Source organism: Ruegeria sp. N7, from assembly GCF_056531345.1.
The window spans coordinates 64658-85040 of record NZ_JBQFLR010000018.1; the positions used below are offsets into that span (position 1 = coordinate 64658).

The 20383-nt window shown below is 54.5% G+C and carries 18 protein-coding genes; 7 read left to right on the forward strand and 11 right to left on the reverse strand.

Annotation, left to right across the window (positions count from 1 at the left end; translation table 11 throughout):
• Positions 1–116: 116 nt before the first annotated feature.
• The 3 genes from ACR0ES_RS17015 to ACR0ES_RS17025 are packed head-to-tail and all read right to left on the reverse strand — an operon-like array spanning position 117 to position 5895.
• A complete protein-coding gene (locus ACR0ES_RS17015; protein ID WP_480871382.1) occupies positions 117–1565 on the reverse strand; it encodes a trypsin-like serine protease in 1449 nt (482 codons plus the stop codon).
• Between the two features lie 34 nt (positions 1566–1599).
• The gene (locus ACR0ES_RS17020; protein ID WP_480871383.1) at positions 1600–4263 is read right to left on the reverse strand and encodes a S8 family serine peptidase; all 2664 of its coding nucleotides are present in this window, start codon (positions 4261–4263) and stop codon (positions 1600–1602) included.
• Between the two features lie 21 nt (positions 4264–4284).
• Entirely contained in the window at positions 4285–5895 is a 1611-nt protein-coding gene (locus tag ACR0ES_RS17025; protein ID WP_480871384.1) for an AfsR/SARP family transcriptional regulator, read from the reverse strand.
• A 428-nt stretch (positions 5896–6323) separates the two neighbouring features.
• On the opposite strand from ACR0ES_RS17025, the gene ACR0ES_RS17030 reads away from it, so the two are divergent.
• The 5 genes from ACR0ES_RS17030 to ACR0ES_RS17050 all read left to right on the forward strand — a co-directional run bounded on the left by ACR0ES_RS17030 (position 6324) and on the right by ACR0ES_RS17050 (position 10529).
• Entirely contained in the window at positions 6324–6554 is a 231-nt protein-coding gene (locus ACR0ES_RS17030) for a hypothetical protein (RefSeq protein WP_480871385.1), read from the forward strand.
• Positions 6551–7474, forward strand: a complete 924-nt coding sequence (locus ACR0ES_RS17035; protein ID WP_480871386.1) for a hypothetical protein — start codon at positions 6551–6553, stop codon at positions 7472–7474. The genes ACR0ES_RS17030 and ACR0ES_RS17035 overlap by 4 nt, the downstream gene beginning before the upstream one ends.
• 1 nt (position 7475) lies before the next feature.
• The gene (locus ACR0ES_RS17040; RefSeq protein ID WP_480871387.1) at positions 7476–7871 is read left to right on the forward strand and encodes a hypothetical protein; all 396 of its coding nucleotides are present in this window, start codon (positions 7476–7478) and stop codon (positions 7869–7871) included.
• A gap of 359 nt (positions 7872–8230) precedes the next feature.
• Complete coding sequence (locus tag ACR0ES_RS17045; protein WP_480871388.1) at positions 8231–10276, forward strand: OmpA family protein; 2046 nt, start codon at positions 8231–8233, stop codon at positions 10274–10276.
• Between the two features lie 34 nt (positions 10277–10310).
• A complete protein-coding gene (locus tag ACR0ES_RS17050) occupies positions 10311–10529 on the forward strand; it encodes a hypothetical protein (protein WP_480871389.1) in 219 nt (72 codons plus the stop codon).
• Between the two features lie 542 nt (positions 10530–11071).
• Here the strand turns inward: ACR0ES_RS17050 and ACR0ES_RS17055 are convergent.
• The 4 genes from ACR0ES_RS17055 to ACR0ES_RS17070 form a co-directional block, all read right to left on the reverse strand.
• On the reverse strand, positions 11072–11929 hold the full coding sequence (locus tag ACR0ES_RS17055; protein ID WP_480871390.1) for a DUF302 domain-containing protein: 858 nt from the start codon (positions 11927–11929) through the stop codon (positions 11072–11074).
• 16 nt (positions 11930–11945) lie between these two features.
• Positions 11946–12320: a DUF4345 domain-containing protein gene (locus ACR0ES_RS17060; protein WP_480871391.1), complete on the reverse strand. Its 375-nt coding sequence runs from the start codon at positions 12318–12320 to the stop codon at positions 11946–11948.
• 126 nt (positions 12321–12446) lie between these two features.
• On the reverse strand, positions 12447–14009 hold the full coding sequence (locus ACR0ES_RS17065) for an arylsulfatase (RefSeq protein WP_480484940.1): 1563 nt from the start codon (positions 14007–14009) through the stop codon (positions 12447–12449).
• A 358-nt stretch (positions 14010–14367) separates the two neighbouring features.
• Positions 14368–15261, reverse strand: a complete 894-nt coding sequence (locus tag ACR0ES_RS17070) for a GNAT family N-acetyltransferase (protein WP_480871392.1) — start codon at positions 15259–15261, stop codon at positions 14368–14370.
• Positions 15262–15608: 347 nt separating this feature from the next.
• On the opposite strand from ACR0ES_RS17070, the gene ACR0ES_RS17075 reads away from it, so the two are divergent.
• Positions 15609–16625: an amidohydrolase gene (locus tag ACR0ES_RS17075; RefSeq protein ID WP_480871393.1), complete on the forward strand. Its 1017-nt coding sequence runs from the start codon at positions 15609–15611 to the stop codon at positions 16623–16625.
• Positions 16626–16775, forward strand: a complete 150-nt coding sequence (locus ACR0ES_RS17080; protein ID WP_480871394.1) for a hypothetical protein — start codon at positions 16626–16628, stop codon at positions 16773–16775. It begins immediately after the preceding gene.
• A 134-nt stretch (positions 16776–16909) separates the two neighbouring features.
• Here ACR0ES_RS17080 and ACR0ES_RS17085 read toward each other — a convergent pair whose 3' ends face one another.
• The 4 genes from ACR0ES_RS17085 to ACR0ES_RS17100 form a co-directional block, all read right to left on the reverse strand.
• Positions 16910–18283: a transposase gene (locus tag ACR0ES_RS17085; protein WP_480871397.1), complete on the reverse strand. Its 1374-nt coding sequence runs from the start codon at positions 18281–18283 to the stop codon at positions 16910–16912.
• Between the two features lie 210 nt (positions 18284–18493).
• Complete coding sequence (locus ACR0ES_RS17090) at positions 18494–19402, reverse strand: sigma-70 family RNA polymerase sigma factor (protein ID WP_480871395.1); 909 nt, start codon at positions 19400–19402, stop codon at positions 18494–18496.
• Positions 19399–19860: a carboxymuconolactone decarboxylase family protein gene (locus ACR0ES_RS17095; protein ID WP_170592554.1), complete on the reverse strand. Its 462-nt coding sequence runs from the start codon at positions 19858–19860 to the stop codon at positions 19399–19401. Before ACR0ES_RS17095 ends, ACR0ES_RS17090 begins: the two co-directional genes overlap by 4 nt.
• 238 nt (positions 19861–20098) lie before the next feature.
• Positions 20099–20383, reverse strand: a 285-nt coding sequence (locus ACR0ES_RS17100; RefSeq protein ID WP_480871396.1) for a MarR family winged helix-turn-helix transcriptional regulator, incomplete at its 5' end; no start/stop codon positions are given.

Below are 20383 nucleotides of genomic sequence, written 5' to 3' on the forward strand. Positions count from 1 at the left end.
AGGAAGGGCTAAGCGGGCGGGAACTCGCCGTGAAATTTGCGGGAAATCAATAGCAGTGCGCAGTTTATCGGTCCCGATCGGCATAGCGAGTGCAGGTCAGGCATCGTGCTTCGACTTCAATTGTCTGCGGCCACAATTATTTCTGGGCCGGGCACGTCGACGAAAGTGATCGTTTCGCCAATTGCCTCCGCGGTTTTGGAAAGCCAAGCTTGCACTTCCGGCGAGTCGAGCCGCGTTACTGTCGTTGGTCCACTTTCGAATGCACTTAAGCCAGTCGTACTGTCTACGATGAAGCATTTGTTGAAGACGCCGACTTTCGAGGCAATCCCGGCGAGTGCTCTGTCGAGGCGATCACCGTCGTGACCACAACTAACATTTGATGGTACGAACAGCCCCGAGCCGCTATCGCCGGGGCAGACTGCGTGATCAGTACGGTCGAATAGACTGATCGTTACGCCGGGGCGCTTGGCGATCCAGGTTTCAGTGGCAACGTTGTAGGTAAGATCCCGGCGCAGTCTCCGGTTCTGTGTGTCCATCACATTGGGATTGATGAGCGATCGCCCGACGCCAAACCCCAGAGTCCGAAACTGGCAAGATTCGGGAGACCAGATTGATTGGTTGGGCTTCGCGACATCGGCCACGGAAAAGTCTGCGATCAGGCGCAGGCTCTCGTTTTGTGCTGCTGCCAGCGTCGAAGGTATGCTTTGTGCCAGTTTCAGCAATATGAGATCGCCGTATGCGAGCCTCTGCTTGTGCGTGCCTGTGTTTTCACAAAAGGATTTGTCGTCAGTTCGGTACTGCACAAATTGTTCAACCTTGATTTTCACCTGAAGCGGCCCAGATTGGCTCTCGACACCGAACTGTGGCCTGAAGTTGACCGTGAAATTCCCGGGAGTTTCAAGGTGCGGACCGCAAAAGCAGTGCGCCGCGCTAAGGACCAGAGAGGGCGCAATCGTGACACCCGTGCAATGCGGCAAACTACCAGTGGTCAGTCCGTAGATTGCCACGGTGCTCCAAGATGGCGTTTCGTGGCTCAGCACTTCTGTGGGCAGTGAGCCGATCGCTGCCAAGTCATTGCGACCAATGCTTACACGGATCGGAGCGGGTGAATAATCTGGGTCACCTGTGTTGAATACTTTGACATCGCCGACAATAGTACCGTCGCCGCCGATGAGATTTTGCCACAGTACATGTTCGGTTGGAGTGGAAATAGTATCGAATAGAAGCTGGTCGTAATCGCCGAGGTGGATATCGATGATGGTGCCATCCTCGACACGGAGTCGAACCTGACGGGCATCGTGTTTCAGCATGAAATGCGTTACAAGGTTTTTGAATTCGCGAAACTTCTTTGATGGCTGAACCTCCAAAGGGACGATTGGCGAAGGGCCAAGTTTTGCCAGAGCGACGGGGTTGTCACGCCAGATTTCCAAGTGCGACTCGAATGTCGGCATGTTCGGACCGTTGGCGCCGAACATCCGTAGCTCGCCGCCTTCTTGGGCAAGAGTCGGCAAGGGGTCTGAAAAGGTCAGTATGGCGAGTGTGATTGCTATGAAGGTACGAATCATTTTGGGCGATCCTTCGCAGGCTAAGGGCGACGTGTCACGATGTGCCAAGGCGGGCGAGACGAAACCTACTGTTCTCGATCTCGGTCGCATCAGTTATCAGCTTACTCCGCATTTCGTCAGGCCGTAGCGTGCCGCCGCTGCTTTCACTGATCAAAGCCAGCAGCCCTGCCACTAGCGCCGATGCCGCCGAAGTGCCTCCGAATCCGAACCGCTGGTCGCTTTCGGCGACATGCGCGTCAGGATCGTTGGCATAACCGCCCGGGCCGTGGAGGTCGGCCACCGAGATCGGATTAGTCCACTTGGCAGAGCCGATGTCCCGGCAACGGAAGGGCGGGCTATAGTCGCTATCCGACGGTGCCAGTAGCCTCAGGCCAGGGCCGGTTTGGGTATAAGCGGTCTTCTTCGGTGAATTGGTGTCGTCCAAGTATGCGGCGCCGACTGCGATGATTGCTGAGCCGTCAAAAGGGTCGTCTTCCGTGTCATGCCCATCGGTCGAGAGATATCCCCAGCGCCCTTCCACGGCGAACCCGTCGACGAGCAGCTCTTGCGCAGCCGCAATAAAAGTGTCGCGTTGGCCAGCGGGGTCGTCGGCGTCGGCATCGCGGGATGGGGTTAATAGGCCCTCCATCATGTCGACGAGGACCCGCGTGACGAGAGGGAGAGTCAGTTCGTCGTTGATTGCTCTAAGGATCGGTTTGTAATCATCGAAACTGGCAGGGTAAGCCATCTGGCTGCCACCCTCGTTGCCAGAAGGAATGACGACAGGAGCGAATAGTTGTGCAACTAGGATGGCGAGGGCGACGGGATCGCAGGGCGCGTTCTTATCCAGGGCGTCGATTAGTTGTTCGCCGTGCTCGATTGTGCGCAATATGTCAGCATCAAATATCCACTGGCCATCAGGGTCTAGGGGTACTTCACCATCGTACGCATCGTAAAAGGCGCGGATCATTCCGATTGTGCGGTCATCGAGATAGCGATTTATGCCCGGGTCGGGCCGCGGTAGATCAAGGCCGATCAACAGCGCTGAAAGGTCAAATGGCGGGCGCGCGAGGACCGCTGGCTGTCCAGTGTGTTCTGCAACGGTACGCAGGATCAATTGCCCGAGCGCTAGCCTATCTTCGTGGTCGTCGCGGGCGAGGTTCGCTGCTCGAATGTGAAGAATTCGGGCGTCCGGTGCGACTCCAAGCCGCCGTTCAGTGGCGTTTGGATTTTCCGTCACGGTGTAAGCGCCCCCAACGAGGGAGGCCATAGCCGTACCGTGAGCGCGGCCCTTCGAACCCATGGCCCAGATGTCACCATTGGGCACTGGGTAGTCGTCGTTCACAACGCCGATGAATGCATTGGCTCCCAACGCCGGGTGTGTCAGATCGATGGCGGTATCGATCATGGCAACGATGGCGCGATCGCCTCGTCGTGTTTCGTCTTGTGCTACTCCGATCAAATCTAGGTGCTCATTCGGTGGACGTGATGGGGCGCGGGGTAGTGTTGTGGACTGACTGGATGTGAGGTCGCCAAGGAAACGGCAGTTCGCAAATGGTTCTTGGTTGAACTCGGCAATAGCGTCGACAAACACGTTGTCTAAGATTAATCGCACTAGAGGGAAGACCCCCTTGGCAATGATTTTGCCAGCTTCGGTATCTGAGGGATAGTGTACGCCAGCGTATTCGCGATTGATCGAGATCCGCTCCGCGACGTCAAAGAACTCGCCAATATCGGCAGAGTTTTCGAAAACCTCCCCCAATGCGTGGGCGATTAGGTGAGTTTGCACGGCATGAGCCGAGGGGTAAGAGGAATGGCTGGGTACCGTGATCATCGGGTCAATCCGGTGGTCAGCTACATGAGGGCGGGGTCGGTCAAAAATTCCTTTAAAGTGATAGCCGATCACATAGCCGGCCATGTCCATCATATTCATCAACCGCAAAAGTCCGCCGGATGCGCCGGTGGCATCGGTGAATTGTTCAAGGAATGGGGTGTATATATCATCAATCTCTGCCTCGATCTCGTAGCGGCGGTCTTCCCGTTCTACGGTATCTGCCTGCATCTCGAGCACGCTTTGGATATCGTCATGGTAGGAGTTGCCTAAGAGGTCGGGTTTGGGCAGGAAAAAGTCTAGTTCCGGGGTGTTTTCTCCGAACCCGAAGCCCAGCAGTTTTTCGATAGCCGGCAGGTTCTTTTGAACTTGCTCACGGTAATAGGCAGTTTCCTGTTCGAATACCGCGTCCAGCGAGATGAACGTGCGGCCGCGTCCACGTCCTCTGCCCCGCCCTCTACCCCGCCCTCTGCCTCTACCCCGCCCTCTGCCGCGCCCGCGGCCCCGCCCGCGCCCAACACCTGCGGTCGTGTCGAGCTGGATGGCATCGGCCGGGAGAATGCCTGGCGCACTGTAACATGACAGTCCGATTTCGCCGACTGGCGGGCTGTCGGACAGTTCGGCAACAAACTCAATACTGTCGTCAACGATTTCAGGCTTGCTGAACGTGTGGCCAAAGAAAAGCCTGTCCATATGTCTATCGGCGTCGAGTGCGCAATTGGCAAGGCTGACGCGGGTATTGATCAACTTGTCCAGTTCTTCGCGCAGAAGCGTCATGAAAGAAGAGTCTTGTGGGTCGGCGGCCTGTGCCCAGGCGGTGCCGTGAACGATCGGATAAGCCGCTACCGCGGCGCTAGCTAGTAGCAATTGGCGCCTGGTTAAAATCATTTGTTTACTCCATCTTTGGGTTCAATACCCGGCTTTCTTAAATGCATGTGCGATCAATTCTCGGCTGGCATTTGACGGTAGGGCCGCACGTCCAGCGCAAATGTCCGCAAGGTTGAAGCTTTGGTCGCGGATCTGAATGGTTTCGATCATGTTCCGGGCATCTTCCAAACGGCCGGTAGCCACCATGCTGGCAGCTAAGTGGCGTTGAACGGCCAAGAACCCGGGTAGATGCGACAGAACCTGGCGCCCAACCCGTAGCGCGGTGTCGTGATCCCCTGCCACCGACGAACTGATCGCCAGTGATGACAAAAAGAACTGGCGGTAGGGACTTTGTCGGCTGAGACTGGCGGCTTTCTTGCTGTAGTCCAACGCCTCGTTCGGCTCGTTTCGATACAGCGCGTTCATGGCAGAAAGGTCCCACACAAGCGGAAGGAACTTACCCTGCTCGCGCGCGCGCGCCGCCAGGTCACTCGCGTGTCGGATTTGACCGAAGAGAAAACTGTAGACGTGACTGACGAGCATCAGAACCAGCGGGTTGTACCGTCCTGTTTCAAGAGCGTATGTACAGTGTGCCCTTGCCTCGTCCAACAGATCGGCCGTTCCAGACCGACCGCGTTCTCCGATGGAGTTGGCGATGCTAAGCGCGTACCAGGCGTTTCCGACCGCGCTGTGGTCAAGTGTGCCAGAATCTTTAAGTATCGAACGTGCTGATTGCTGGGCGTCCGGGGACATGTTCATGATCTGATGCACGCTGCTTATCAGCGTTGGCTGTAAGTTGCGCTTCTCGACTTGGGTGAGCACTGCATTCATGATTGAATCGGTCGCCATGCAGACGAAATCGGTTAAGTTTGTGCCCGAAAGTAGAAAGCCGCTGTCCTGATCGGCGCCGATCGAGCTGTTCCAAAGTACGGTCCCACTGCACGGTTGGGTGACTGAGATCGACAGGCGCGCGAAACTGCCATGTTTCATCAGCTTCAGCGTGACCAATGCTGTGGGTGCAACGGCATTGAGTTGGTTCAAGCGCATCTGATCGGAAACCGTGTCGCGCAGATCCAAAACCGACACCAACTCCTGGCTGCGGAAGACAGAGACAATGTGATCGCAAAGCACAGTGGCCGCGATGTCAGCATGGTTGTCGTCAGATTGGACCACTGGCAGGTTGATGGCGATCACCGGAATTGAAGCTGGGTCAATGTCAGGCTGGATCAGCGTGAGGGGTGGGTGTACTTCTGCATGGAGTCTTAAATCGCGCAGCCAGTCCTCAAATTCCTCACCGAGGTTAGTGGCGGCGTCATCGAAGAGCCGCGTGTTATTACTCTGCTTCAGTGGGACGAGTGATACGTCTTTGATCCAGACGCAGCTGCGGTCGGCTTCGATTACATGCAGGCCGCCTTGGTTATGACGCCGCAGCGCTGACAATGCGTTTCGCAGGCTTTCAAAGCTTTGTTTCTCGCCCGAGTTAGGCCAGAGGACCGCTCTGAGCCACTCACGCGAGCGCTTGCCTTTCGGAGAAGTCGCGAGAATGGCTAGGATTGCCTTGCAACGCGCGCTAGGCACACGGATTTCCCGGCCGTCGGGAAATGTCAGTGTAAATGGTCCGTTTAGGTCGAGATTTAACGGTTTAGGTCGCAAAATACCCCCCTTGTACAACTAAGGGTCGCAGCAATCCTGAACGTTTTTCAACTATTTTTGCGGATTCCTCTGTTTTTTTCACGGTTCATTCACGGTCGCTGGCTCCCTCAAACTTGGAGACAAACGGCTAGCACTACTGAATCAACGCATGCCGGACGGCGCGCTGCAGCGTTGCTAAGGCTCAGAAAGAAAAGGCCTTCCCAAGCCAGCCCACGTCGACTGCACCGACCGAAATGACGTCGCTAGTGGCATGTTTCAGCGCGGCCCTACTGGTTTCCCGGAAGGTTAACGCCTGCATGCAACATGGGTTGCGTACCGAGTGCTTCGACTGGGGTGTGACGTGTCAAGGGCAGGCTGAACTTCGCGTGCTCTAGGGCAGCTCGGCCCTTCGAGCGCTCGGCCAGAGTAAGACAGGAAAGGAAAAGTTCATGCCAAAAATGGAAACGCTTGTACCGACACGCAAGGTGGCCGGTGGCGCACTGGCGGGGGCGGTTTCGACCATCCTGATAGCTGTGCTGAACCACAATGATTTTCGCATCTCAAACGATTTGGCCGTGGCAATCACTACAGTGGTGACCTTCGTCGTATCATATTTCATCCCGCCAGCCGCCCGCGATCAAGTGGTGGAAACGGAGCCTTTGGGAGGGCAGGCGCAATGATGCGCGCGATGCTTGTGGGGTGCCTAGTGACGCAAGCCGCCTGCACCGCGCCCGATATGTCAAACGAGATTGCCGCAGGTAGTGTGTTGGCTACGGAGACCGGCAAAGCACTGCGCACACGGCTAGCGCCGTTGGCCAAGAGCGAAAGGAACGCTGCGGAGAGTGCTGCGATCCGGGCAGGAGAACCAGTGTTGGCGTTGGATGGCACATGTGACATCTCCGCCGCACGAGGCGGTGGTTTAGCGCGAACGGATTGCGTGCTGGTAGAACTGATTGATCCCGGGGCGGGGCCGGTCAATGCCACTGCTACGATAGAGGCGACCACGGTGCTGGAGGCTTACTTCGCGGCATTGAAGGCACTGGCTGAAACATCGGCTAGCGGCGAGATAGCCAGCAAAACCGAAGCCCTGCTGACGGCCTTGGGTCAGACTGGGTCACTACGTTCGGAAACCATGCAACAGATTGCGGCGACCGCGTCAGACAATGCCGATGTGGTGGTCAAGGGCGTTGGATTTGCGGCCGAGCGCTATCGCGTGAGGCAGCTACGCCGGGTGGTGCGTAAGGCCGACCCGGTGGTCGGAGATCTGACACGCATCGCTGCGGCCTATCTGGACACTAAGGTCGACCCCTCAGTGCTTAGGGCGCAGAACACTCTGACCAATGCGCGCGAAGAATTGATTCTTGCCCGTGGTTCCGGCGACGCCGCTAGATATGGCCGCGCGGTTTCGGGCATGCGTAGTGCGTTCGCTCAGTACCAAAAAGCCGAAGCCAATGCGACGGCCGCAGGAATTCTAACACTGCGCCAGTTACATCGCGATTTGCTGATCCGGCTGACCAGCGGCGGTACGCCTGACGAGATTCAGGGGACATTGAACGACGTGTTCGAGATCGCCGAACTGATCGAGAAGAAAGGAGATTAAAATGAGTATTGAACGAGATCGGCATAAAGCGCTCGAAGCGTATGACTCATTGCTTGTCGCCAAAGGCGCTGCCCAAAAAAAGTTGAATGCGCAAGCGCTGGAGCTTCGCACTCGGGCTAGGACCGAGTCTGACGAGACAAAGCGCAGAAAGCTGAACGACCTGGCCGATCAGATCGCGTTGAAGGCGATTCAGCTCAATCGTGAAAACTTGCGCCTGTTGCACACGCGCAATCGGATTTTGGTGTCGACATCGCTGTCTGGCGTGCTGGCGCAGTTGCGTAGCTTGACTAGAGACGCCGAAAAGGCGGTGGAACAGATGGAGAATCTGGCGAAGGTCCTCGGGGCGGCGGCCGATATCATCAACATTATCGTGCGTTTCGCTGCTCTAGTCACATAGGTAGGAGACGTTGATGAAACGCAAATTTGTAAGTGCCAATCACGGACCGCGCCCAATCAATGGTGCTGTCTGGTGAAATGAGATCGAAAGCGGTTCCGGTTGACGCGGTTGGCAGCTTGAAATGGTAGTGGGCGGAGTGCCCGATCGGCTTTGTTGGTTTGATCGAAGCGGGAAGGACGCAAACGATGGGCAGCGATGAGATGAGCGATTGCCCTTCAGATCGTGAGACGTGGCCAGGTGTGATGCGGGCCCAAATCGCAGCGATCGGCGGCCAGTTGGACGATATGCCCTCGAGCCGCTTGAGCGCGAATCCTGACAGGCCTGAACTAGCGCCGCAATTCGTACGGTGAGGATATGTCATGACAAAGAGATTAAAAAACCCGCCTGATGGTCGCTGTGTGGCTGTCGAAAAGGGCCACCGTTGCCCTACGGTTGCTGTCGACGCCAGCAAAGGGTTGCTATGCGAAAGGCATCTGGCCGCGCTGACCAAAGAAAAGGTCTCTGTCCTGACCAGCCTGAAATCCGCTGAAATCTCAAAGCTCTTGAGCCTCGGCTCAAAAGAGTCCAACAAACGACCTTCGCGTCTTGCCGACATGGTGTTTTCCACTCCGGGGCTGCTTGTAATAACGGGAACGACCATTGTCGCGCTTCTTGAACGAATTTGGCGTCATGAACTTGGAATCGTACTGCCCATTGGCGACAACAGTTCGACCTTTGATCGGTTTCTTTCAGCTGAGTTTTTAATCCTAGTCCTTATTTTTGCTTCACTTTATCTGCTCGCCGCGCTTGCCGCTTGGGCGGTGCTCTATGTTGTTGGTGTAGTGATATCTCCTACACTTGTGACGGTGCTCAAAGGAGGGTGGCTTCAATTGGCAGTTTTGATGTTGAAGCACCGTATCAAGTTTCTCGCGGTTCAAATTGGCCTGCGGTTTGGACATGGCCGGAGAATGGAGCAAAGTGCAAGGATGCGCATCGAGCGCGAATTTGAATGCAATAGACAAGCAGAGCTCGCTCAGGCACGCAGGATGCGAGATAGTTACGAGTCCTCGCGCAACATGTGGATTGAGAGAACCAACAATACAGTTGGTTTTTTGGTCGGGGCACTTCTGAACAGCAAGCAGAAGGGAATTAGTTCTGTCGTAGCCAGGTTAGGAGTGATCGTAATATTGGCTATTGGTATGACAGTCAAAACCAAAGCTATTGCGGCAAGAGTGAACGAACAAATTGAAACTGCTTCGAACAACTGCACGTCGATTTCTGTCGGCAGCTTTATCCTGAAAGACGCGGAAAAACTGTGGCTTCCGATTGCTGCGCGGATACCCTGTGGCAGGATCGTTATTTCGGCCCCACCTGCTCTGGAAAACTCTAGGATTGTGGATGCTGGCTTGTCCGCTGGGCGAACGGGCCCGGTTGTGTCCAAACCTGTTTTCCATCTTGGCAAATATGGTGGATGGGCGGCGCTTGCTCCAGTTGATCAGCCCGGTCGGCTCGTATTCCTCAATGTATCTACGATAAGACAATTCCAACTCGAAGATGTCCAGCCTGTCCGGCCAACGGTGAAACTCTATGCTCAAAAAGCGATTCAAGCTGGTTCTTCGGTGGCAGCTCTTGTTTCGGCAGTGCAGAATTTGCTGCCAAATCAGTCTATGGATGTTGAGACCCAAATTGTGCGTCTGGAACGCGAGATAAAGGCGCTGAGGAAGCGGCCGCCCATCGAGGTATCCCTGCCGACGACCGTCAATGAGATCCAAAAAACCGTGAAACTTGAGGTCGTAGCCAAGTTTCCAAGGGAACCTGAGCTTAGAGACGTCCTGGAAAACCTTGGTGGTGCGGCAAACTCGTTGGCAGCTGCCGCGACGGCGGTGGGCGGATCGGGGGAAAGCGCGTCGATACCTCCTCTGCAAGTCTACTGGCGACAATTGGCCAAACATGTCGGGCAGGACGCTCTTGCTACGTGCATCGCCGGTGAAAGGAAGGTTGGCCCAAGTATCTATTTCGACGAAGGCGAGATCGAACCCAACGACCACAAGCCGGTTAAGGATTTTGCGAATAAGATGAAGAAACATCGCGATAGTGACAGTCGGCTGATCGTTCTGTTGAAAGGGCGGGCCAGTACATCTGGCCTGCCTGAAGAAAACAGGAAACTTGCTGATAGGCGTGCCGATCGAGTTAAACAGATGTTGATCGAGCACACGTTCGACCTTTCATCGTCTAAAGCCAGCGCCGAAGGGCACAGTCGACTAGAAGACGCCAAGATCACCGTCCTGACCTATGAGCAAGGCGAGGCTATAGATCCGGTGGAGTCACAGAAATTCAAATCCGCCAGACGGGTCGAGGTTGAGCATTGCCTCATACCGGCAATGGTCCCCGCCAACACTGATTCCGCCCAATTGGCGAAAAAATAGCGGTCGATGCCGATGGAAGGTCTTTGAGTCGCAAATGGCAAAACCTGTGCGTCCACGAAAAATGGAATGCTTCAAGATCAAAGGCTTGGTTGCAGAAAAATGGCAAAACTATGTGTCGCCTGACACCTGTTGTGAGGCGACACATAGTTCTGCCACCAGCGACAGAACCTTTCCTTTTTTGGCCTCACATCTTCCATCCATCACCCAAACCGATTTCGTTGGTCCTGACCTCCTTTTGGAAAATCAGGGCTGATTTGCAGATCAGACAGCGAAGCTGCCTGTTCCTGCTGATCTGCCACGTGGCGAACGCGGAAGGGGGCGAGGCAATGCTATTCGACAGGGGTGGTGCGGCCCGCAGGCGCAGCTGAGGACACGGCCCTGTCTAATAGGGTTGCCCGAGGGGGAAGGCAGCGCTTTCCCCCTGACGGCCAGGGGCGTTTGGCTTGTCCAAATCCCGCTGGCCCACGAACAGAAGCGGCGGGGCGATACACCCCGCCACCACTTGCAGACATTCAATCTCAGTTGGACGAAATCACACCAAGCGGGACCTTCCCGACATAAGCCGCGCCAGCAAACTGTTAGGTAAGATAAGAGGCCACCAAGCTGCCTTTCGCGGCGTTTGCAGCATAGACAGGTCAGTGTGGCTGTTATGCGCAGAAAGCGGCCTTTGCAAAGTTTAACGAACGGCCCAAAGCCTGGTAGGCCTGTTGCGTTGAGAACCGCTGAAATCAACCCAAAGCGGACGACGAAAAGATGGCCAATCGGCAAAGGTTTTTTGCGTTTTCCTAACAGCGGCTACTCAATTGCCTTGCGAAATGTCTCCGTCAGCCGTTTGTTCAAACCGTGATGAGGTTCGGCTGAAGAACCGTAGTGCAACTCCGCCAAAGCAGCGATGTCATTGAAAATGACTACGGAGCCGCCTTCTTCATTCGCGTAAACCAATAGTTTTTGGCAAAAGGCATCCAAACCAATTGCCGGAAAGTCCGCCATAGCCACACCACCGGGCGCTGGTCCGCCGAATAGCAAGAGAACAGCATCCGGCAGCTCCGTCCCCAGTTGGGACGCTTCGGCCGCAAAATCGATCTCCCCAAACCAGACTGTATCGTCCTGTCCCATCACAGCTGTCCTGACACGTTCCACTGCCTCTGGAACGCTGAGCTCAGATCGCAATTCGATGATGCCATGGTTTGCAACTAATCCTTTGGTCGGCGCTGGTGCTGCATCCAAGTCGTTCAGGACTTCGAGCAACTTGTTCTCAAATGCATTCAACGCTTGGGTATTGATTAGACCATGCCGAACTTTGAGAAACTGAGAGTCTGTGTATTCGATCTGCGGTCGACCATCCTGATCGAATGAAAGAACGCGAAAAGGAAGGTCCAGACCTGCACGTACGTTCTCCTCCAGTATAGGTGTGTTTACCTCTGGATCAGAGAAAACGAGTACACGAGATGCTGGCATTTCGACGCCTTCGGCCTTGGCCAGGCGCGCGTGATCTATCGATGCGATTGGAGCAGCTCCCGCTTCGGCAACGGCAGTCTCAATCCCTAAGAAGTTTTCGTCCACCGCAGTCTGGGCAGATGAAGATTGTGCAAAAGCGGATGTCGAAACTGATAAAGTTGCGATCATCGAGAAAACAAAGCCAAACCTCACCATTTTACTACTTCCTGTTTCACCGTACTTTTTTAAGAGAAACCGCCGCCAGAGCTGCAAAAGCTATCTCGGCTGCAAGATAAAAGAGAAGTACCCCGTTCGGAACTCCATCGATAAGGATGCTTAGTATGCGTCCAACGGCCAGTCCTGACATAAACAAAAAAAGAACCCACAGCGCGGGGCGTTGTAATTCTGGTTTTGAAGCGGCTGCCAACCAAAACAAAGCGTTTGCCAGATAAAGACCCATAATCGCTCGGAAGACATGCGTCAGGTTCGTCCCTTCCACTGGAAATCCCAGCAAAACTGGGATCGAACGGCCGGGCATCAGACCGTATGACAACGCAATTGGCACGAGGCCGACGGCAGCAAGCAGAAGGACTAATCTAGCACTCATGGAGGACTCCTTCTCGTAGAGGTTTCGCTTTTTGCGAAATTCCTAGTCGGTTATTTTGGGCATCCGATGATCCGAGCCGGATGCCCACGCTGCGGTGGGAAAGGCGTATTGGTTGCCTCGCTTCCTCTACTGAGAGATGCCGCCTTCGGTTGATGTTTGTTCTTCAACATGGTCTTGATTGGCGACCGGCTTCCCGCGCGGAGGGAACTCCTCGAAAGTAGCGAGATGTGCCTGCACTAACCGGGCGGCTGGGCCGAATGCCCACATTTTCTCACCCATCCAGCGGACGTACATACCGCTTTCCTCCGCAGCTTTTTCGTAGGGATCGCGGCGGAGGTTGAAAAGCAAGGGGGCGACCAATTCTTCCTTCGGGCCTGACCAGCCGTGGTTTTGAACGACAAAGTGCGCTTTCCAATCGTTGTAGCGTACTGCTTGGAGGTCTGTACCCTGATAGTAAATCAGCTCGCGGCGATTGCTCTCTTCATCCTCACCCGTCAGGTAAGATAGTTGATTGTAGCCATCGAGATGCACTTTATAGCCTTCATATCCCTCTAGGAGCTTTTCTCTTAGATCTGTCGGACCTCCAGCCGCAGCTACAAATGTTGGCATCCAGTCCATTCCGCTGAAGATGCCATTCAAGACTTGACCTTCTGGAATTTTGCCCGGCCAGCGAATAATCGCAGGAACTCTAAAGCCACCTTCCCAAGTAGTACCCTTTTCCCCATGAAACGGTGTCGTACCACCATCAGGCCACGTCAGTGTTTCCGGGCCATTGTCTGCGGTGAACATCACTATGGTATTATCGGCGACTCCCAGATCCTCAAGGTGGCTGAGAACGTTACCAACGTTGTTGTCCAACTCCTTCATGACAACATCCTGAAGTCCGCGCCCATTGCCCAACATAGCTTCGTATTCGGGGCTGAGGTGGGTCCAGACGTGTGCACGGGCTGGAGCCATCCAGACAAAAAACGGAGTGTCCGACTCTACTGCACGAGAAATGAAGTCCTTCGTGTGAGATGTCACTTCGTCATCCAAAGTCTTTTGGCGCTCAGGAGGCGCAGGCCCGTCATCAATAATGCGCTGCTTCCCGACTTTTCCAAATCGCGGGTCGACTGTTTCGTCTACCTCCTCTGTTGCAAATGAATGAATGATGTTGCGAGGCGCAAATTGCGCGTTGAATTCTGGGTCGTCTGGCCAATCCGGATCAGACGTATATTCCATAGCATTCAAGTGATAGAGCCAACCCCAATACTCGTCGAAACCTTTTGCAGTCGGTAGGAACTCATTGAGGTCGCCTAGATGGTTTTTTCCGAACTGCCCCGTCGTATACCCCAACTTTTTCAGGAACATCGGAAGCGTTGGGTCATCTGGGTTTAAACCTACCGGATCTCCCGGCAGTCCAACCGTGTGCATACCAGTCCGTATTGGCAATTGTCCGGTCATGAAAGCTGATCGACCGGCAGTACAACTTGGCTCGGCATAATAATCTGTGAGACGAGCACCCTCAGAGGAGAGGCGATCCAAGTTCGGCGTCTCGATGCTTTTGACACCTCCGTGGTAAACGCCGACGCTCGCCCAACCTACGTCATCTGCCATGATGACAAGAATGTTGGGCGGGGTATGTTCGTCGGCCCAAGCTCCAGTGAAAGCAAAGCAGACGGCACCCGTTACTGAGATAAGCTTGTTCATTAAGACCTCCCGACTTGGTACTTCTTACCAACCATAGGAAAAACATCGGCTTAGAGGAACGGTCTGATTTGTTAACTTTTTGGGCTCAGCACCTTGGTGCAAGAAATTTCTTCGACCAAAAAGCCCGCCAAGCCGGAATTGCAAAGTCCTGGGTTGAATGTCCGGTTTGGGCTGCGATCTGCCGAATACAAACGCAGCGCTCAAACTGTATGGCAATGGCCGCTCAGGGCTCGAACTACCCGTCAATGCTTGCCGCGGCGAACGTCGACTACGAGCCCATTTTGCTCAAGCGACGCCGTGCCGCGAATGTCTGGTTGTCTATGCGCGGCTGCACTTAGCGTATAGCCCAGTCGTGAGATCAAAGTGTGAGGTCCCAGGTTTCTTGCACGCTCTCACTGCCAAAGTGATATCCGGAAATGCGCTCGGTCAAAGTGAATCCGAATCTAGCGTAAAGCGCGCGTGCGACTACCTGTGTCTCGTGGGTCATTAACGTCATGCGTTTGAACCCTGATGCACGCGCGTGATTCAGACAGATCGTCATTAAACGCTTGCCCAAGCCCATTCCGCGGGCCTCGGGTTCCAGAAAGAACAATCGCAGTTTCGCGACGCCGGGTTCTTCTGTACTCATGCAAAAAATTGATCCCAGCCGCGTCTCGCCGCTATGAGCAATAAAGGCGCGGTTTCCATCAATGCCTTGGACCGGAAAAAAAGCCGTCAGGATTTGCATGACGAGCATTTCCATGCGGTAATCAAATTTATATTCCGTGTAATAGGTCTCGGCGTGCCGATTGACGACCCATCCGGCGTCGCCTGGGGTTAAATCGCGAAATTCGACTGGACCCGGCAGGTCAAATGATCTCACCGCCTGCTCCAAAGCCCGGGCGACGCGCCCTGCATCTGCCCCATCCAATCGCTTGTGGACCTCAAGTGCCATCCGGTCGACAAGCTCGCTAAACTTCTGGTGCCCAGATTCAGTAAGATCAAGTTCCTTTTGCCGTGCATCATGTTCAGAAGGTTTTCTTAGAATCCATCCGGATCGCTCAAAGTTCTTCAGGATACGACTGACATAGCCTTCGTCGAGGTCCAGGGCATTGGCGATCAACCGGGCAGTTGAGCCATTTTGCACTCCGATCTCATAGAAAACCCGTAGTTCTGTGAGGTTCATTCCACTACCGCCGTAGTCGGGGGAGAACAAACCCATTCTCTGTGTGTAGAACCGATTGAAGGCGCGAATTGTCGAGATGTGATCCATTCTGCAATTCCATTTACTTGACAAATTCAAGCAAAATAGAATTACTTGATTGTGTCAAGTAAAAGCGCACTACCGTAGTGCCAGCGCATTTTCTGTGTCCCCGACAATACAATAGTTAAGCCCGTGTGAAGGCCAAGTTCAAAACTAGTGCTGGCCGAAACCGGCATTCATTCGGTGTCGGCTCAGTCCCGCTCAGCCTACCAAGGCATGTACAAGCAGACTGATTTTGGCCCGCCGAACCGCCGCATGACCGCTCTGAGCCCCAAGGCTGCTGAAGAACCGCCAATTGATCATGATCGCTTTAGTGTAGCATCATGTTGTTAAAAGTCATTTCTGAGGGCAGACCCATGGTTCACACTGAAGTTTTTGACACGCAGCTAACTGAACTATTTGAATGGCGTCGCGACTTTCATGCTCATCCGGAAATCACATTCGACGTTCATAGAACCGCCAGTTTGGTTGCTGAGCGCTTGCATGAGATGGGTGTCGACGAAGTTTTTACTGGTATTGGGAAAACCGGCGTCGTTGCAGTGATAAAAGGTGAAAGTACAGCAAGCAACAAAGTGATTGGCTTACGCGCGGATATGGACGCTTTGCCCATGCAGGAGCAGACAAATCTTCCTTACGCATCCAAAATAACAGGCCGAATGCATGCCTGTGGACATGATGAGCATACAACGATGCTGCTGGGCGCTGCTCGCTATCTGACTGAGACCCGTAAATTCAATGGAACTGCGGTTCTGATTTTCCAACCAGCGGAAGAGGCGGAAGGCGGTGGCCTCGCCATGGTTCAGGATGGCCTGATGGACCGTTTTGGTATTCAAAGCGTTTTTGCGCTTCATACGTCTCCTGGTCTGCCCATCGGCCATTTCTCTACTCGCCCGGGAGGCATAATGGGGTCTGCGGACCTATTTGAAGTGCAAATAACTGGAAAAGGCTGCCATGCAGCTTTTCCACACGAGGGTCACGACCCGGCCATTGCCGTTGCTCAGATCATCCAAGGTTTCCAGACGATTGTGTCGCGTTCAATAAATGCGTCGGCACAACACGTCGTTTCAATCACGCAAATCCACATGGGGAATGCAGATAACATCATCGCTGAGACAGCGGAGATCAGAGGGACCGTGCGCAGCCTATCCAGCAAGGCACGTGCTTTGGGCAAACAAAGGATGTACGACATTTGCGCGGGTGTAGCGTCCATGACGGGTACGGATATCGATTTCAATTACATTGACGATTTGCCGGTGACGGAGAACGACCCGAAACAAACCGACTTTGCCATAGATGCGGCCACTAGACTGGTGGGCTCCGAGACAGTTGACAGCAACCGAACACCAACCATGGGCGGAGAGGATTTTTCTTAAATGCTTGAGCAACGTCCGGGCAATTTCATGTTTATCGGCAACGGAGATAGCGCGGCATTGCACAACCCAGCCTTCGATTTCAATGATGACGCACTCGCTTATGGCTGCGCGTACTTTGCTACAATTGTTGAGCAACAGTTAGCGATCTGACCCGCACGGAAGTCCGATTGCCGGAATTGACATTGGTGCCGCCGCCGCGAATTGAAGCTTTGTCCGGATAGTGTTGAAGAAGTCGCCGTTTGGGCGCGTTCAGGATGCGGCCTCAATAGGCTTCCGCCTTCCCTTCATCCCGTCAGTCTAGGTTGTGGCACCAGCTTGGCGAGTTTCCGAAGGTTTTGGGCGGTTGCTGCGAGTTGAAACTGTTCATATGCGCCTTTGGGTCCTCGTAGCCGCATCGTCGGAACGCCTATGTATCGTTTCAGATGTGCGAAGAGCATCTCAACCTTCCTTCTCTGAATGAACGAGGTCATGTACGCATCGGTCTTGCGGATATCGCGGGCGACGTCGCGAGCCGCTTCATGGACGGAACGAAGCACGTTCCGGGCTGGCTGATTTGGACAGCAATTTGCTTTCAATGGGCATGCGTCGCAGTCGTGCTTTGATGCACGATATTTAATGAAACCGTCTTTGCCGCCATTTGGCTTGCGCGGTTTGGAGAAGTTTCGCCGATATGTTCGCAGCTCTTTATTGCCGGGGCATGTGTAGCTGTCGGTCGTGGGGTCGTAGACGAAGTCTTCGCGCGAGAACGTGCCGTCCGTCCGTTTAGATTTATCCCACACCGGGATGTGCGGAGCGATGCCGCGCTCTTCCACCAACCAGCCCAGCATCTCCGCTGAGCCGTAGCCCGTATCGCCGACCAGCTTGTCCGGCGTCATGCCGAAGCGGTCCGTAATCCGGTCGATCATGCGTCGTGCAGCAAAGGCCTCAGCGGTTCGGATCGGAACCGATGGTTCAACATCGACGATCACCGCATTATCCAAATCCACCATATAGTTGGTGGAATATGCGAAGAAGGCAGCCCCACCGTCCGCGCCTGTCCAGCGTGCGGCGGGATCAACGGGTGAGATGTATTTGGGGACAACTTTGGTGGATGCGCCGAAAGCCGCATCATCCAGCGTTTCGAGATATTCCTCAACCACACGAGTGGCTAGGTCGGGCGGCAAACCCACTTTGCTATCGACACCCCGCGTCTGGTTCGCATTCGCCGGGATCAGGCTGGCATCGACGCCGAAGCTATCGCCGCCAACCAGGCCCTCATCGATGCAGCGCCTCAGGACAGTCTCGAAGAGGTGGCGGAATAACCCGCACTCACGGAAACGCCCGTGTCGGTTCTTCGAGAAGGTCGAATGGTCTGGCACCGGATCGGTCAGATCGAGCTTGCAAAACCACCTGTAGGCCAGGTTGACATGCACCTCTTCGCAGAGCCGCCGCTCGGACCGAATGCCTTGGCAATAGCCCAACAACAGCATCCGGATCATCAACTCTGGATCAATCGAAGGACGACCGTGAGCACTGTAGGACGGTGCCAGCAGGGGGCGAACTTCCGAAAGATCAAGGAAGCGATCAATGCCGCGTAACGGATGATCAGCAGGCACAAACTCTTCAATCGAGAACTCATAAAACAGCGCCCCTTGCGCCACCTGCCTCGGTCCCATCATCACCGCACCTCCACTCTCAAAAACGAGTGAATCAGCGACAGGCAAACCAATCAACGGAATTTTTCAACACTATGTCCGCGATCTGTAAGTTCGACCTGCATGGAATTTTTCGCTCGCGGCAAAGGACCGCAATGCGGGCTGCGACCGCAGAATCCAGATGGGTCGTTGGATGTCGGCTCAGGGCCGGTGTTTTCTCCGTATGTAGTCATCCTAGTCAGATAGGCCGCCACTAATGGGCGTGTGTTCGTCGAACGACAGATGACGTGTCTTTTCCGGATTGCGAACAACGTAAACAGCGGTAATCACGTCGTATTCGATCTCCAACGACATCGTTTGCAAAAGGCCGCTCGCTTCATGGCTGAGGATCGATGGCAGATTGTTCAGGTGGCAGAATTGCCATTGCTGGACAGATTGATCAGAGTATTTACGCGCCAATCCAGACAATAGCCGCATCACCTTATCTCGGCCCAAAATCGGATTGAGTGTCGCCAGCACTTTGCCGCCGCCATCCGAAACAAATCTTACGTCTTGCGCAAGCAATTTGGTAAGAACGTCGGTGTCGCCGCTTTTGGCGGCCATGAAAAATGCCTTGGCGATGGCTTCGCCTTGTTGCGGCTCAACCTGTGTTCGAGGTTTGCTGCGCTGCACATGTTTCCGCGCTCGGCTGACAAGCTGGCGGCAGGATTCAGGTGTGCGTTCCAGTGCCGATGCCAGCTCGTCATATGATTGCTCGAACACATCGTGGAGCAGAAATGCTGCCCGCTCGAGAGGTGTCAGCCGCTCCAGCGCCAGTAGGAGTGCCACTGAGACGTCACGGTCCAGTCGCTCGGTGGCATCATCTGTGATCAGTGGTTCCGGCAACCACTCGCCGGGATATGTTTCGCGTCGAATACGCGCGGCCCGCATGTGATCCAAACATAACCGCGTGACGGTTCGGATCAGAAAACCCGTCGCGTCCCGCACACTGGCATGATCAACCTTCTGCCAACGCAAAAATGCGTCCTGTACTACATCCTCCGCGTCGCCAACGGTGCCCAGCATTCGATAGGCGACCGCAAACAAGCGCGGTCGCAGATCGACAAAAATCTGGTCGTTGACGGGTGAAATCATATGACTCATGCGGCCGAGGCCTCCTTGGCGGCAGGATGTGGCGTTGCAAAGCCAATAGCAATGCGGTTCCAGGCATTGATCGTTGTCACAACCAGCGTTAGGGCGATCTTTTCCTGATCTGAAAACTGAACGGCCATCTCTTTATAGATGTGATCCGGTGCACCATTCTGCTCGATGCGGGTCAGCGTTTCGGCCCAGGCAAGAGCGGCGCGTTCACGCCCGGAATAAAGAGACGACTCTCGCCACGCGTTCAGTAAGTGAAGCCTGTCTTCACTCTCACCCTGCGCACGCGCGTCATGGGTGTGCATGTGAATGCAGAAAGCGCAGCCGTTGATCTGCGACACGCGCAATTTTACCAGTTCGATTAGACTGTGCTCAAGGCCGGATGTTTTGAGGCATTCCTCCATGTCGAGCATTGGCTGCATAAGTTGCGGGGCAACGGCGAAGTGGTTTAGGCGGGATTGCATGAGGTGCTCCTGTATTCGGGTGTATAGAAACAGGACGCGGCAGGCGTGGAGTTTGTGACATGGGTGCGTAACAAATCAGTTTTTATTGCGTAGGGTGGACAGTTATATATCAATCGAGTTGCGCAAAGTTCACCAGTGTTTCGCGAATGCTTTACTCGACTGCAGGTGCCCTGTTTCCAAGGTGCGCCATGTTCTGAAAATGTGATGGTTTCTTGGGAGGCGCTTAATTTATCAGTATTTATTTCGTATCTTCGTCAACCGCCTCGCCCAGTGCTTTAAGCAGTCCATTCAAGTTATCGCGCTGCTCGGGCGATAAACCGTTCATAAGCCGATGTTGTGTTTCAACGTGATCTGAGACGGCATTTTCGATTTTTGAGAACCCGTCCCTCGTCAATCGGATCAAGAAGCCGCGTTTGTCTTCCGGATTTGGCGCGCGCTCGACCAAGCCGGCCTTGACGAGCTGGTCAATTCGGTTGGTCATTGTCCCCGATGTCACCATGGTCAGGTCAAGCAATTCCCCCGG